This is a genomic window from Halomonas sp. SCS19, assembly GCF_040147015.1.
Classification (GTDB): Bacteria; Pseudomonadota; Gammaproteobacteria; order Pseudomonadales; family Halomonadaceae; genus Halomonas; species Halomonas litopenaei.
The window spans coordinates 2,035,875-2,049,615 of the sequence record NZ_JAMSHN010000001.1 but is presented as its reverse complement, the minus strand read 5'-3'; the positions used below and the strand labels follow the sequence as shown (position 1 = coordinate 2,049,615).

The window sequence follows — 13,741 nt, the reverse complement described above, 5'->3', positions numbered from 1 at the left end:
GGTTCAGTGAGCCAGCACCGACTGGAAAAAGGCGCGGGTTCGGTCTTCCTGCGGCGCCGAGAAGATCTGTTCGGGAGCGCCTTCCTCGACGATCTGGCCAGCCTCCATAAAGATCACCCGGTCGGCGACATGGCGGGCGAAGCCCATCTCGTGGGTCACCAGCAGCATGGTCACGCCGGTGCCGGCCAGGGTCTTGATGACGTCGAGCACCTCGCCGACCATCTCCGGGTCCAGCGCCGAGGTGGGCTCGTCGAACAGCAACACGCGCGGCTCATTGGCCAGCGCCCGGGCGATGCCGACCCGCTGCTGCTGACCGCCGGACAGGGCGCTTGGATACTTGTACATCTGCTCGGCGATGCCGACCTTTTCCAGCAACTCCTTGGCCCGCGCCTGGGCATCCCCCGGGCTCATGCCACGCACCCGGATCGGTCCCAGGGTCACGTTCTCCAGCACCGTCATGTTGGGAAACAGGTTGAAGCTCTGGAACACCATGCCGACGTCCTTGCGCACCTCGATCAGCTCGGGGCCGGGCTGGACCCGCACGCTGTCGACGTAGATGTCGCCGGCGCTGTAGGCCTCCAGATGATTGATGCAGCGGATCAGCGTCGACTTGCCGGAGCCCGACGGGCCCAGAATCGCCACCACCTCGCCTTCGCGTACCTTGAGGTCGATGTTCTTGAGGGCGTGGAAGTCGCCGTAGTACTTGTTGACCCCTTCGAGCGAGATGATCGCTCTGGGCGCCTCGGGCAGACCAGCCTCGAGCGGGGGAAGGGTAGTGCCCTGGGTAGTGCCCTGGGTAGCGCCCTGGGTTGTCCGGGTTTCATTGATCATGGCAGTTCTCCTGTCAGGCCCGGCCCTGGGCGAAGCGTTTCTCGAGCAGACCGACCAGGCGCACCAGTGGCAGCAGCACCGCCAGGTAGAGTAGCGCCGCGCCGATCAGCGGTGTCGGGTTGGCTGCCAGCGCCTGGGCCTGGGTAGCCTGCTTGAGCAGGTCGGGCATGGCCACCACCGAGGCCAGGGCGGTGTCCTTCATCACGTTGATGCAGTTGCTGGTCAGCGGCGGAATGATCAGCCGGATCGCCTGGGGCAGGACCACGTCGCACATCACCCGATACTGGCTCAGGCCGATCGACTGGGCGGCCTCGAACTGGCCCCGTGGCACCGCCTCGATACCGGCGCGGTAGATCTCGGCGGCGTAGGCGCTCGAGATCATGGTCAGGGCGGTACAGGCCGCGGCGAACGGTGACAGGGTGATGCCGACGAACGGCAGCGCGTAGTAGACGATGACCAGCCACACCAGCACCGGCAGCGAGCGAAAGACGTCGATGTAGGCGATGGTGAGAAAACGCAGCGGCTTGGGGCCGTAGAGGCGCAACAGCGCCAGCCCCAGCCCGCCGATCAGCCCCAGCAGGATGCTCAGAAAGCCCAGCATCAGGGTCATGCCGAGCCCCTGCAGGAGCATCGGGAAGGTGCGCACCAGCACCTCCCAGTTGAAGAATGTCTGGACCAGGTCCATGGATCGTCTCCACGATCGAGGGTAATACGCTGGCCGCGGCGGTCACCGCCGCGGCCACGGGACTTGCTGGGCCAGGTTTACTGGGCGGAAGGCATATCGCGCACTTCGACGGTGCTGGTGCCGGCATCCGGAGCGGCGCCGAACCAGGTCTCGTGCAGCTCGGCGACAAAGCCTTCCTGCTTGAGTTCGCTGATCACTTCGCTGGCCTTGGCGGCAAGCTCGGCGTCCTTGGCGAACATCATCGAGTACTGCTCACCGCTAGGGATGCGGCTGACCACCTCGAGGCTGGGCTTGTCACGCACGTAGTACTGAACCGCCGGAATATCGGAGATGTAGGCGTCCAGGCGGCCGCTGGACAGGTCCAGCATGGCCGGCTGCAGGCCTTCGTAGCGGCGGATTTCCTTGATCCCGTACTGCTCCTGATTCTCGCTGGTCCAGATGTCGCCGGTGGAGCCGGTGTCGACGCCGACCACCTTGCCGTCCAGGTCCTCGAGCCCGCTGATGCCCTTGCTGGTGTGGGTCGCCAGGGACTGGTCGCTGTCGTAGTAGGGCTGGGCGAAGGACACCGACTCCAGACGCTCGTCGGTGATGGTGATGGAGGACACCGCCACGTCGATGCGCCCAGACTGTACCGCCGAGAACAGGCCATTGAACGGAATGTTGCTGATCTCCACCTCGTCGTAGCCCAGGCGGCTGCCGACCTCGTTGACCAGGTCGATCTCGAAGCCGACGTAGTCACCGCTGTCGTCCTGGAACTCCCAGGGCAGGTTGCCGATGTTGGCACCGACCTTGAGGGTTTCGGCCATCACGCCGCCTGCTGCCAGGCCGGCGGAAAGGGCGGTGGCCAGCACCAGGGAACGCTTGGAGAAGGTCTTGTAGGAAAGGCTCATGGGATATTTCCTCTGGTTATTGTCGTTGTTGCGGGTACAGCAGAAAACACGGGGTTCATCGGCGACGTCAGACGACGCCGGTCGCTTCACCTTCCCGGGCAAGCCAGGCCCGGGCGATCTCTTCACGGGTGGCGAACCATACGCCCTCGTGGGCCTGGGCGTAGGCGATAAAGTCCTTGAGCGCGCGAATCTTGCCGGGGCGCCCGACCATGCGCGGATGCAGGCCGACGGACATCATCCTGGGGCCGCGCGCCGACTCCTCGAACAGCACGTCGAAGCCTTCCTTGAGGTTGTCGAGAAACTCGCGCCCCGAGGTAAGCCCAGGAGAAAGCCAGAAGCGGAAGTCATTCATGTCGGTGGTGTAGGGCACCACCAGCTGACGACTGCCCGCCACCTCGGTGAAGTAGGGTACGTCGTCGTTGTAGGCGTCGGAGTCGTAGAGGAAGCCACCCTCTTCCACCAGCAGGCGCCGGGTACGCACGCTGGGTCCGTAGCGGCAGTACCAGCCCACAGGGCGCTTGCCGGTGGTGGCGGTGATCGACTCGATGGCGAGGCGGATGTGCTCGCGTTCCTCGTCTTCGCTGAGGCGAAAGACCTCCTCCCAGCGATAGCCGTGGCTGCAGAATTCGTGGCCATCGGCGCTGGCGACACGGGCAACGCGGGGGTTCTGCTCCAGCGCCACCGCGCAGGCAAAGAAGGTCGAACGCACGTCGGCCTCGCGCAGGATGTCGAGGATGCGCCAGATGCCGACCCGCGAGCCGTACTCGTACATCGACTCCATCGCCAGATTACGGGTGCCAGCGGGAGTTACGTAACTCCCCCACTCGGTCATCGACTCCTGGTCGTCGTCGCCCATGGCGAAGGACCTTTCAGAGCCCTCCTCGTAGTTGACCACGATATTGACCGCCAGGCGGGCGCCGTTGGGCCAGGCCCCGGTGGGGGGAGTATCGGCGTAGCCGACCAGATCACGCTGCGGGAGCATCCCGTTTCTCCTGAGGTCGCCAAGCAAGCGACGACCCTGATTGTTGGTGTTGTTATCGACCGTCTGGCGGCCTTGTCAGGATTGCACGCAATTCTGCGTGCGATGTGAACAATAAAGCACAACCGTACTCGCAGCGCAAATGGCAACTAGCCAATGGTGGGGTATGGGGTATGGGGTATGGGGTATGGGGTATGGGGTATGGGGTATGGGGTATGGGGTATGGGGTATGGGGTATGGGGTATGGGGTATGGGGTATGGGGTATGGGGTATGGGGTATGGGGTATGGGGTTGGGGCCTGCTGAACAGGTAGTCGAACCCCGGCCAGGGACTCGACGGGAAGGAAAGCAATCGAGAGGCGGGAAGGCGCTGCCGGTGGGGGCCTGCAGCGCCTTGTTGTGGGCATTACCAGCTCGGCGCGGTCTCGGCGTCCAGTTGCTCGATGGCGCGATGAAGCTTGCCGGTGGACAGCGCGGACCCAAGCAGACGCAGGCGCCAGGTCAGGTCGATGAAGGGTCGGATGGCCTCGGGCACGACGGGGGCGTCGGCCATGCTGCGCCGCTTGAGGAAGGAATTGTGCCAGTCGATGACCCAGCCCGGACCGACCCCGACCAGTTCGTTGTCGATCACCACAAAGCGGCCACTGCCTTCTTCCATCACGATATTGGCCAGCGACAGGTCAGGGTGGCTGAGCCTGGCGCCCACCGCTGCGCGGTGGCGCTCGTCCTCACGCTGCCAGCGGGCCAGAAAGCCACCGATCGCATCCAGGTGCTTCCAGCCGTCCACCCGTCTGAGCAGGTAGTCGTCAATGTAACAGAAGGCCCCGGCGTGCTCGTCGGCCAGGGCGCGATAGCGCTCGTCCGACTGCGCCATCTCGAGAAAGCGGCTCACCGCCTCCGCCGCCGAAGCGATAGGCGCCTTGTCTGCCCTGGAGCGTTCGATCTGCTTGAGAGATGGCCCCTGGATCCACTCTTCGACGACCAGCTCGTCGTCGTGGGCGAGTATCGCCGGGAAGCTGAGCCCCGACGCCGGCAGTTCGCGAATGGCGTGGCTCAACGCGATCTGACGTGTCGAGAAGGCGCTATAGACCTTGACCTTGCGACCGTTCATCCAGCCGGCAAACGACAGCCTGCCGGCCTTGGTCATGCCGGGAGAATGCTTGCTGCCCAGTGGCGTCAGATCGGTGATGGTCCGGTCCTGGACGGTGATGCTCCCAAGTGGCGTTTCGGCCACCTTTTTCTTGAAAAAAGTTCTTATCATGTCGCCTTCTGACGTTATCCCTGCACATTCGCGCGGATAGTAGCACGCTAAACGTGCACTACCTATGCGCCGAAAGGGGCGGGCTATGCGTCGAAAGGGGCGGGGCCCGTGCCGCCCAGCCAGGCAGGCCTTCTCCCCCACGACGGGCTGTCTCCAGAGCATCACTGTGCAGCAGCAGTTCCGCTCGTTTTGCTGTGAGCCAACGTCCTCGCTCCCGCTTGTCGTTTTTCGTCGTGGCCTTTCCGATCGCGGACATGAGTTTTGCCCTGTAATTCGCAACGCTTTAGGGTTTTCATGGGCGGAAAATGTATTTTTCGTTCCGATTTTCTCGTCAAAGCAGGAGCTCCCGATGAAAACCACCGAGGCCGCCGCCCGCCAGCACGGCGACAGCGGCAAACGCCGCTTCTTCGGCCATCCCTGGCCTCTCGCCACCCTGTTCGGCATGGAGGTGTGGGAGCGCTTTTCGTTCTATGGCATGCAGGCGATCCTGTTGATCTACCTGTACTACGAGGCCAGCCGCGGGGGCCTGGCGATCGACCAGTCGGTGGCCATCGGTATCGTCGGTGCCTACGGCAGTTCGGTCTATCTGGCCACCATCCTCGGCGGCTGGTTCGCCGACCGGGTGTTCGGCGCCGAACGCACCCTGTTCTATTCGGGCATTGTGGTCATGCTCGGGCATATCGCCCTGGCCATCCTGCCCGGTGTCTACGGCGTCACCGCCGGCCTGATTCTGGTGGCGCTGGGCAGCGGCGGGGTCAAGGCCACCTGCTCGGCGCTGGTGGGGTCCCTGTACGAGCCCGGCAGCCCGCGGCGCGACGCCGGCTTCTCGATCTTCTATCTGGGTATCAATATCGGCGGCTTCGTCGGCCCGCTGCTGACAGGTCTGCTGCAGCAGAACGCCGGCTTCCACTATGGCTTCGGCATCGCCGCCGTGGGCATGGCGATCGGTCTGGCCCAGTACACGGCGGGACGCAAGGGGCTGCCCGATGATCAGAAGGCCGCGCCGGACCCCATCGCGCCAGCGACCCTCAAGCGCTACCTGGGTATCGCCCTGGTGGTGCTCGCCCTCGTGGTCGGCGCGGCCCTGGCGGGCTGGATTCGTGCCGACAATCTGTCCGGGGTGATGCTTGGCATCATCGCTGTAGCGGCGCTCTGCTACTTTGCGGTGATCCTGCGCTCCACCCACGTAAGCCCCGAGGAACGCAGCCGGGTGCTGGCGTTCATTCCGCTGTTTCTGACCAGCGCCGCCTACTGGGCGCTGTACAGCCAGTCCTACACCGTGATCACCGCCTTCTTCGATCAGCGCGTGGATCGCAGCCTGTTCGGCTGGGAGATTCCGGTGGGTTGGCTGGTATCGGTGCAGGCGCTGACCATCATCCTGTTCTCGGGGGTGTTCGCCTGGTTGTGGACGACGCTGGGCAAGCGCCAGCCGTCGTCGGCCGGCAAGTTCGTGATCGCCATGGCGATCATCGGCGCCACCTTCCTCGGCTACCTGCCGTTTCTCGGCAGCGAAGGGTCGAACATGCCGCTGGCCATGCTGGTGCTGTTGCTGCTGGGCTTCACCGCCTCGGAGCTGTGCCTGTCGCCGATCGGGCTGTCGGTGACCACCAAGCTCGCACCGCGGGCCTTCCAGACCCAGATGATGGCACTGTTCTTTCTCTCGCTGGCGCTCGGCTTCGCCGCCGGCGGCAAGCTCGGCGCCTTCTATACCGAGGACACCGAAGTCGGCTACTTTATTGCCATGGCGGCCATCGGTGGCGTCAGCGCCCTGCTGCTGGCGGCCTGCCTGCCGTTCATTCGCCGGGCCATGCGCGGCGCAGACTGAGCTACCGCCAGGGTCGGCCAGCGCTGGCAACAAGAAGCTGGCCGACCTTGTCTCTTTCGGCACCGGGCGGCCATGGCCGCCCGGATACTCTCTCGTCACTCTTTCGACACAGGATGCAGGCATGCCTTCCGACCACGCCATCCCGGGCCTTTCCATCAGCGACCATCGCCTCGAGGTGCCGCTGGACTGGTCCCACCCGGACAGCGGCGAGACCCTGAGCCTGTTCTACCGCGAGGTCTGCGCGTCAGACCGTGTCGACGAGGAACTGCCGCTGTTGCTGTTCCTGCAGGGTGGCCCAGGCGGCAAGTCGCCACGCCCCACCGCCAATGGACCGGGATGGCTGCACGAGGCGCTCAAGCACTATCGGGTGATCCTGCCCGACCAGCGTGGCACCGGACGCAGTTCGCGCATCACCGAGGCCACCATGGCCGCCTTCGACAGTGACGAGGCAGGCGGTGACTACCTGGCCTGCTTCGACGCCCACGCGGTGGTCGCGGACTTCGAGCACCTGCGCAAGACCCGCTATCAGGGCGCCACCTGGACCACGCTGGGCCAGAGCTACGGCGGCTTTCTGACCCTGACCTACCTGTCCTACGCGCCTCAGGGACTGAGCCGCTGCTATATCACCGGCGGCTTGCCGGCGCTCGACGCCGACCCCGACGAGGTCTATCGGCGCACTCACCGTCGGGTGGAGCGCAAGCTTGAGGCGTATCTGGCGCGCTTTCCCGATGATCGCGAGCGGATCGACGCCATCGCCGACCATCTGCTGGACCACGATGTCCGCCTGCCCGACGGCGACCGACTGAGCGTGCGCCGCTTCCAGAGCCTGGGACTGATGCTGGGCATGGGTGACGGCGCCGAGCAGCTCCACTGGCTGCTCGAGGAGGCCTTCACCGACGACACGCGAAGCGCCCTCAACCATCACTTTCTGGTGGAGGTGATGACGCTGACCGGCTTCGACGAGAATCCGCTGTTCGGCGCCATCCACGAGAACATCTACGCCAACCCTGAGCGCCTGTGCGACTGGGCCGCCGAGCGCCAGCAGGGGCCGCAGTTCGACGAGCGTCATCGCCCGCTCAGGCTGACCGGCGAGATGATCTACCCCTGGATGTTCGACGAGATTCGCGCCCTCAAGCCCTTCCGTGGGGCGGTACACCAGCTGGCCCGGCGACCTCTGGCCAGCCCCTTCTACGACGCCAGACAGCTCGCCGCCAACCGGGTGCCGGTGGCGGCGCTGATCTACTTCGACGACATGTACGTGGACGCCGAGCTGTCGCTGGCCACCGCCGAGGCGATCCCGCGGCTACGCTACTGGATCACCAACGAGTACGAGCACGACGGGCTGCGCCAGGACCCCGGGGTGTTCCGTCGGCTCAAGGCGATGCTGGACGATTGACACTCATCAAGGACGCTGCCCATGACCCCTTCCCACTGCGCGGGTGTCCCCGCCGGCAATCCCTTCAAGACCGCCATGGCCAGTGGCCAGGCCAGAATCGGCCTGTGGCTGTCGCTGGGCGACCCCTACTGCGCAGAGATGTGCGCCAGCGCCGGCTTCGACTGGCTGCTGATCGACGGCGAGCACGGCCCCAATGATGTGCGCTCCATGCTCGCCCAGCTGCAGGCGGTCGCCGCCTACGACAGCCACCCGGTGGTTCGGGTGGTGAACGGCGAGACGGCGCGGATCAAGCAACTGCTGGACATCGGCGCCCAGACCCTGCTGGTGCCGATGATCGACACCCCGGAGCAGGCCCGCGCCATGGTCGCCGCCACCCGCTACCCACCGGACGGGGTGCGAGGTGAAGCCTCCGCCATCGTCCGGGCGTCACGCTGGAATGCACGGCCTGACTATGTGCATCGGGCCAACGACGAGATCTGCCTACTGGTCCAAGCGGAGAGCGTGACCGCGCTGGATAACCTCGAAGCGATCTGCGCGGTGGACGGCGTCGACGGGGTCTTTGTCGGACCCGCCGACCTGGCCGCTTCCATGGGCCATCTCGGTGACGCGGGCCATCCCGAGGTCCAGGCCGCCATCGACGAGGCCATCGCCCGCATCGTTGCCAGCGGCAAGGCCGCCGGCGTGCTCACCGGTGACCCGGAGCTTGCCAGACACTATCTCTCCCTTGGTGCCAGCTTCGTGGCGGTGGGGCTCGACGTCAGCCTGATGATGCAGGCGGTGCGCCAGCGTGCATCAGAGTTTGCGCTTGGCCCGCAGGCGGCCGATTCGCAGGAAGACTCATCCACCAGCCCTGGCGACGGGTCCCAGGGACCCTACTGACCTGATACCGGCCGGGGGCCCTGATCCCACCGACCGGGGGCCCTGCTGCCACCGGCCGGGGACGTCACCACTCGCCGCCGCCGCGCTCCAGGGCGGCGGCGATGGCCTGGGGAATCGGCTGGCCGCTGCGTTCGCTGGCGAACAGGTACTCGCCGGCCGGATTGACCTCGAAGAACACATGACGCCCCTCGGGTGTGACCCTTAGATCGATGGCGCCGTAGGCCAGTCCAAGCTCTCTCATCAGCGCGCGCAGTCCGGCCTCCACCTCATCCGGCAGGGTATAGGGGAAGACCTCGGCGCTGCCCACGCCACTGCGGTAGTCGACCTCGTACTGCGGCTCGCTCCTGAAGGCGGTCGCGAACATCTCGCCGGCCACCGCGGTGACGCGCAGGTCCAGCGCCAGCGGGATGTACTCCTGAAAGATCACCGGCGCCAGACGAACCGCCTCGAGCCTGGCCATCTCGTCCTGGCCGACCTTGAGGGTCTCTCGCGGCGCCTCGACGATATTGCGAAAGGCCTTGCGTACCACTCCACCGTCGCCGTGGCGGGCGATAAACTCGGCAGCGGCGTCCGGGCGATTGGTGATCAGGGTATCGGGAATCTCGAGCCCCAGCCGGTGGGCCAGACGATGCTGGGTCAGCTTGCGCTGGGCGCGTTCGTCGGCCAGCGGATGGTTCATCCAGAAGCTATCCAGGGCATACCACAGTCCAAGCACCGCCTCCTGGGTCTCGGACCAGGCAAACAGCCGTTCGGTGCCGTCGCCCAGGGCAGGGTCCAGGTCAAAGGAACGGATGCGCCGGTTCCATACCGAGCGCACCTCGTCCAGCGCCAGCCGGCGCCCGTCGCCAAGTTCCAGCCACAGGCTGTCACCGCTGGCACCTGCGTAGGCCAGGATTCCCAGGCGCCGGGGGAAGTCGGCGACGTCGATCACCTCCACCGGCGAGTGAAGATGGGGCAGTACCCGCTCGACATGGGCATTGTCGGCAAACGACAGGATCAGGATCATGCTCGGCTCCCTCGAAAAAGGCGGGCACCGACAGGGTGCCCGCGGGTCCTGTCATCGCTCACCGTCCACCAAGCTGCACGTAGGCCGCCCAGGCCTGCTGCCAGGCCAGCATCCCCTGCTGATCGAGCATGCCCTGCTGGTAGAGCTGGGCGTACTGCGCCAGCAGTTGAGCGTACTCGCCAAGCAACGCCTGGCTCTGATCCTGCTCGCCTCCGCCGTCCGCCACCGGCGGCTTGAGCGAGGCGCCCGACGGCGCCTGACCGGTGGCCAGCACAAAGGGCTGCAGCGGCTGGGCTGGTTGCATTGGTTGCATCGGCTGGACGGGCTGGTTGCCCCAGCCCCCCGGTAGCGGATTCTCGAAGGCCTGCTTGCCGCCCACGGGGCCTTCCACCAGTTGCTTGGTCGGCACTTCGAAGATCTGCTTGGGAGGCGGGTCAAGCGGCTTCCATTTGCCCGGCTCCAGGCCTGGATCCTTGCCAAAGTCCTTGGGGTTGTCCTTGGGCAACTCCTTGCCGCCGTCCTTGATGCCATCCTTGATCCCGTCTTTGCCGCCGTCCTTGATCCCATCCTTGATGCCATCCTTGATCAGGTCCTTCGGTCCCTCCTTGACGCTCTCCTTGACCGGCTCCTTGACGAACTCCTTGGGGTTATCCTTGGGCCGCTCTTTTGGCGGATCCTTGATCGGTTCCTTGGTGAACTCCTTGGGGGCGTCCTTTGGCAGCGCCTTGGGGTGCAGCGGTGTGCACGACACCATCTCGCCGATGGCACTGCGGGGGCCATCCAGGCAGGCCTGCATCCGTGCCACCTGGCCCTCAGTGAACATCACCATGGTGTCGTCGTCGACGTAGTCCATGTAGTTCATGAACATGTCGCCATCGGGGCCGTTGTCGCAGGACACCTTGGGAAAGGTCGGCTTGCCCAGGTTGGCGCCGCCCTGGTTGGGGGTGTCGTCGACGAAGTCCGAGCCGGAGCAGCCGGTGCCGTCGTCTCCCCAGATATGAAAGAGATTGAGCCAGTGGCCTATCTCGTGGGTGGTGGTGCGCCCCAGGTCGAACGGCGCCCGGGCGGTGCCCATGTTGCCGAAGCCGGTGTAGGTCACCACCACGCCGTCGGTGGCGGCGGGTCCGCCGGGGAACTGGGCGTAGCCGAGCAGGCCACCGGAAAGCGGGCAGACCCAGATATTGAGGTATTCGTCTGCGGGCCAGGCATCCTTGCCGCCGCTGGCGTCGGCCTTGACCTTGTCGTCATCGACGAAACCGCTGACGTCGGTGCGGGTGCGGGTGATGCCATCGGTGGGGTTGCCGTCGGGATCGCTGGTGGCCAGCGCAAACAATAGCCTGGCATCGGCGGCCACCGGCGCGAAGGGCGCAGGTACCGTCGAGATGTCGGCATTGGCCTTGCGAAAGTCCTCATTGAGGATCTCGATCTGGCTGTCGATCTGCTCCCGCGAGATGTTCTGCTCGTCGGTGTTGTAGACCACGTGGACGACCACCGGGATGCGGGTGCACCCCGGACGCTGGACGATGGTGCCACGCATGGCGCGAAAGGCGTGTTCCTCGATGCGCGATCGCCGCCTGGCATAACCGGGGTCCTGGTCCAGCAGTCGCCGGTGAACCGCCATGGTGCCACAACAGCGACACCGTTCCGGATGGGTGGTGTTATCGGACATGCAAGCCTCCCCGCCGGCCAGCCGGTCGGCGTCGTGAGTACAGGTTCAATGGCCAGCAACTGGCCTCAAGTGGCCCCACAACGCACGGTATTGGCGGCGTTGGTGGCCTCAATGACGGGTAATGATCAGAAGATCGTCCTCCAGCGCATCGATATCGTAGTCACCGTCCCAACCGGGCAGTGTCAGGTGCAGTTGATCGCCATCACGCCGCCACTGACCACGGGCATCGCAGGCAAGGCGGTCGGCGGCGTCTCCGGTGTGGAGCTCGACGGCGCCGTCCTGGTGCAGACACAGGCGCCTTCGCGGCATCCGCGAGGGGGTGACAGCCGGCGAATCCGGGTGCCGCAGCACCGTGCAGTCGCCGATGCCTTCCTCGCGCATCTCGATCCAGTCTCCGCACAGGTCCTTTGGCATCACATCCTCCTGATCGGTCTTGTCTTGCTTTACCTGATCTTGTCTTGCCTGTTCTCGTCTCGCCGGGGCGTCACTCGATCACTGGCTGGGTGAGTGGCTGGGTGAGTGGCTGGCTGAGTGGCTGGGTGAGCGGCCTTGCCACTGGCTCGTTCAACGGCCCGTTGACCGAGACCGTCGCTCCCATTCCCTGCGCGAGCGCAGCAACTCCAACCGCTGCCAGGCCTGACGCCAGCCGACGTCCAGCTGCGCCAACCAGACACCTTGTCCCTGCCAGCGACGATACTGGGCCAGCAGGGCTTCATGATGGGCCTCGAGCTGGCGCCAGGGGTCGCCCAGGTGGTGGCGCTCGTCGCCACGACAGTGGCATTCCGGCAGGGGTGGGGCGTCGACCGCGTGCAGGCCGGCGCTGGTGGCCACAAACCCCAGGTTCATTGCCACGATCTTCATGGCGTAGGACGGATCCACCGTGGCCAGGACATCGTTAGGTCCATGGATGGCGTCATTGGCGCCGTCGGCCCCTTCGATGGTCAGCACGGCGGGTATGCCGGCGTCGATAAAGGGCACATGATCACTGGCAAAGGGGTTGAGCGAGACCTGCAGTTCGAGATCGGTGAAGCGGCCTCCCGCCGCACTCAGGCCATCAATCATGTCCTGGCTGAGGGGCGCGCCTTCCAGCAGTACCGCCGCCGGTGTGGCGTTGATCGAGCCGATCATGTCCATATTGAGCACCCCGGTGATGCGCCCCCGCTCGGCAGCGGAGAGTCCCGCCACGAACTGGCGGCTACCGTGCAGCCCCTGCTCCTCGCCGCCGAACAGCACAAAGCTCAGGTCATCATCGAAACGCTGCCCGGCCAGCACCTCGGCCATCAGCATCAGCGCCGCCGAGCCACTGGCGTTGTCGTCGGCGCCCGGCGCCGGTGCGGACGGACCGCCCTGATGGTTGACGCTGTCCAGGTGAGCGACCACCAGCCAGTGACGGGGGCTGGCGGCCTGCCCCGGCAGCCGCGCCAGCAGGTTGATGCTGCTGGCGCCGCCGGGCAGCGATACCTGCTGGCGATCCACGGCCAGCCCCGCCGTGGTCAGCTGAGACTCGGCCCAGTCCACCGCCTGAGCGTACTCGGCGCTCGATGATAGGCGCGTCGGATAGGACACCAGCTGACTCAGCAGGGTGACGTAGCGGGCCTGGGAGGCCGACGCGACGACAGCGTCGACGGCCCGGGCTCCTGCGGCGTCGCGACGAGGCGCAACCTGGCGAAACAGACGGGTCGATTCGCGTAAAGGGAACAGGCGGAAGCAGGGCGCTTCACTTTGCTCAAGGGGCTTGTTGATCCTGTTGGCCTCGGACCTGGGCAGGTCCACCACCAGATAGCGCCCCGCATCCAGCAGCACCGGGACCTCGGGATGGGCCTGCTGGAACAGCCGACCCTTCTGGCAGACACCGTGCAGCCTTCCCTGGCCCAGGTCCTGGACCATCGCGTCATCGGCGTCATCGGCGTCATGCAGGCTCGTGGCCTCGCGGACGGCCCGCCAGCGGGCGTTGGCGGCGACCAGCAGCCGTTTGCGTCCAGCCTCCACCAGCCAGCCACCGGCTTTCTCGACGCGCTCGGTCAGCGTCGCGTCGCCGCTCCTTGCCTGATGCAGTTCGACCTTCATGTCGACTCCCTGCCGTCAGCGCGTGCACCGAACCATCGGTTTCGGCGTCGCCACGACGACCGCCGCTGAACCGAGGAATGGGGCTCAACGGACTTAGTCGGGTGGTACTGAACTACTAAGGTAGTTCGTTCCTCACTCGCCGCCATCACTCGTCACGACAATCACGCGTCGACATCGGCACGATCACTTGCCGGTGAACACATGCCAGGCTATTGATTTTCAATCAAATGTTAAGCGCAGTGGAGAGTTTTGAA

General features: G+C 65.5%; 12 protein-coding genes. 3 read left to right on the top strand and 9 right to left on the bottom strand.

The features are described 5' to 3' along the window. Positions 1–3 precede the first annotated feature (3 nt). From NFH97_RS08875 to NFH97_RS08855, 5 genes are all read right to left on the bottom strand, one after another. Complete coding sequence (locus tag NFH97_RS08875) at positions 4–750, bottom strand: amino acid ABC transporter ATP-binding protein (RefSeq protein ID WP_045991702.1); 747 nt, start codon at positions 748–750, stop codon at positions 4–6. 94 nt (positions 751–844) lie between these two features. Beyond that, the gene (locus NFH97_RS08870; protein ID WP_108131989.1) at positions 845–1,516 is read right to left on the bottom strand and encodes an amino acid ABC transporter permease; all 672 of its coding nucleotides are present in this window, start codon (positions 1,514–1,516) and stop codon (positions 845–847) included. A 77-nt stretch (positions 1,517–1,593) separates the two neighbouring features. After that, positions 1,594–2,406 (bottom strand): transporter substrate-binding domain-containing protein, encoded by an 813-nt coding sequence (locus tag NFH97_RS08865; protein ID WP_213229512.1) that lies wholly within the window; start codon positions 2,404–2,406, stop codon positions 1,594–1,596. Positions 2,407–2,473: 67 nt separating this feature from the next. Continuing rightward, positions 2,474–3,388, bottom strand: coding sequence for an allantoinase PuuE (locus tag NFH97_RS08860; RefSeq protein ID WP_108131988.1), 915 nt, complete (start codon positions 3,386–3,388; stop codon positions 2,474–2,476). Between the two features lie 402 nt (positions 3,389–3,790). Then, a complete protein-coding gene (locus tag NFH97_RS08855) occupies positions 3,791–4,645 on the bottom strand; it encodes an aminoglycoside phosphotransferase family protein (RefSeq protein ID WP_146164641.1) in 855 nt (284 codons plus the stop codon). Positions 4,646–4,994: 349 nt separating this feature from the next. Here NFH97_RS08855 and NFH97_RS08850 point away from each other — a divergent pair, with 349 nt between their 5' ends. The 3 genes from NFH97_RS08850 (at position 4,995) to hpaI (ending at position 8,745) form a co-directional block, all read left to right on the top strand. Beyond that, complete coding sequence (locus tag NFH97_RS08850; protein ID WP_045991666.1) at positions 4,995–6,470, top strand: peptide MFS transporter; 1,476 nt, start codon at positions 4,995–4,997, stop codon at positions 6,468–6,470. A 121-nt stretch (positions 6,471–6,591) separates the two neighbouring features. Then, complete coding sequence (locus NFH97_RS08845) at positions 6,592–7,866, top strand: alpha/beta fold hydrolase (RefSeq protein WP_108131986.1); 1,275 nt, start codon at positions 6,592–6,594, stop codon at positions 7,864–7,866. Positions 7,867–7,887: 21 nt separating this feature from the next. Further along, positions 7,888–8,745 (top strand): 4-hydroxy-2-oxoheptanedioate aldolase, encoded by an 858-nt coding sequence (gene hpaI / locus NFH97_RS08840; RefSeq protein WP_108131985.1) that lies wholly within the window; start codon positions 7,888–7,890, stop codon positions 8,743–8,745. A gap of 64 nt (positions 8,746–8,809) precedes the next feature. Here hpaI and NFH97_RS08835 read toward each other — a convergent pair whose 3' ends face one another. The 4 genes from NFH97_RS08835 to NFH97_RS08820 form a co-directional block, all read right to left on the bottom strand. Then, positions 8,810–9,751, bottom strand: coding sequence for an ATP-grasp domain-containing protein (locus NFH97_RS08835; RefSeq protein ID WP_108131984.1), 942 nt, complete (start codon positions 9,749–9,751; stop codon positions 8,810–8,812). A 58-nt stretch (positions 9,752–9,809) separates the two neighbouring features. Further along, a complete protein-coding gene (locus tag NFH97_RS08830; protein WP_197037083.1) occupies positions 9,810–11,420 on the bottom strand; it encodes a M43 family zinc metalloprotease in 1,611 nt (536 codons plus the stop codon). Positions 11,421–11,528: 108 nt separating this feature from the next. Then, entirely contained in the window at positions 11,529–11,834 is a 306-nt protein-coding gene (locus tag NFH97_RS08825; RefSeq protein WP_045991662.1) for a hypothetical protein, read from the bottom strand. A 150-nt stretch (positions 11,835–11,984) separates the two neighbouring features. Next, positions 11,985–13,487, bottom strand: coding sequence for a M28 family metallopeptidase (locus NFH97_RS08820; protein WP_349624697.1), 1,503 nt, complete (start codon positions 13,485–13,487; stop codon positions 11,985–11,987). Positions 13,488–13,741 lie beyond the last annotated feature (254 nt).

Bases quoted from the DNA above. Each gene is read 5' to 3' on its own strand.
- hpaI (WP_108131985.1), top strand. From the start codon at position 7,888: ATGACCCCTTCCCACTGCGCGGGTGTCCCCGCCGGCAATCCCTTCAAG.
- NFH97_RS08820 (WP_349624697.1), bottom strand. From the start codon at position 13,487: ATGAAGGTCGAACTGCATCAGGCAAGGAGCGGCGACGCGACGCTGACC.
- NFH97_RS08860 (WP_108131988.1), bottom strand. From the start codon at position 3,388: ATGCTCCCGCAGCGTGATCTGGTCGGCTACGCCGATACTCCCCCCACC.
- NFH97_RS08835 (WP_108131984.1), bottom strand. From the start codon at position 9,751: ATGATCCTGATCCTGTCGTTTGCCGACAATGCCCATGTCGAGCGGGTA.
- NFH97_RS08865 (WP_213229512.1), bottom strand. From the start codon at position 2,406: ATGAGCCTTTCCTACAAGACCTTCTCCAAGCGTTCCCTGGTGCTGGCC.
- NFH97_RS08870 (WP_108131989.1), bottom strand. From the start codon at position 1,516: ATGGACCTGGTCCAGACATTCTTCAACTGGGAGGTGCTGGTGCGCACC.
- NFH97_RS08825 (WP_045991662.1), bottom strand. From the start codon at position 11,834: ATGCCAAAGGACCTGTGCGGAGACTGGATCGAGATGCGCGAGGAAGGC.
- NFH97_RS08845 (WP_108131986.1), top strand. From the start codon at position 6,592: ATGCCTTCCGACCACGCCATCCCGGGCCTTTCCATCAGCGACCATCGC.
- NFH97_RS08850 (WP_045991666.1), top strand. From the start codon at position 4,995: ATGAAAACCACCGAGGCCGCCGCCCGCCAGCACGGCGACAGCGGCAAA.
- NFH97_RS08830 (WP_197037083.1), bottom strand. From the start codon at position 11,420: ATGTCCGATAACACCACCCATCCGGAACGGTGTCGCTGTTGTGGCACC.
- NFH97_RS08855 (WP_146164641.1), bottom strand. From the start codon at position 4,645: ATGATAAGAACTTTTTTCAAGAAAAAGGTGGCCGAAACGCCACTTGGG.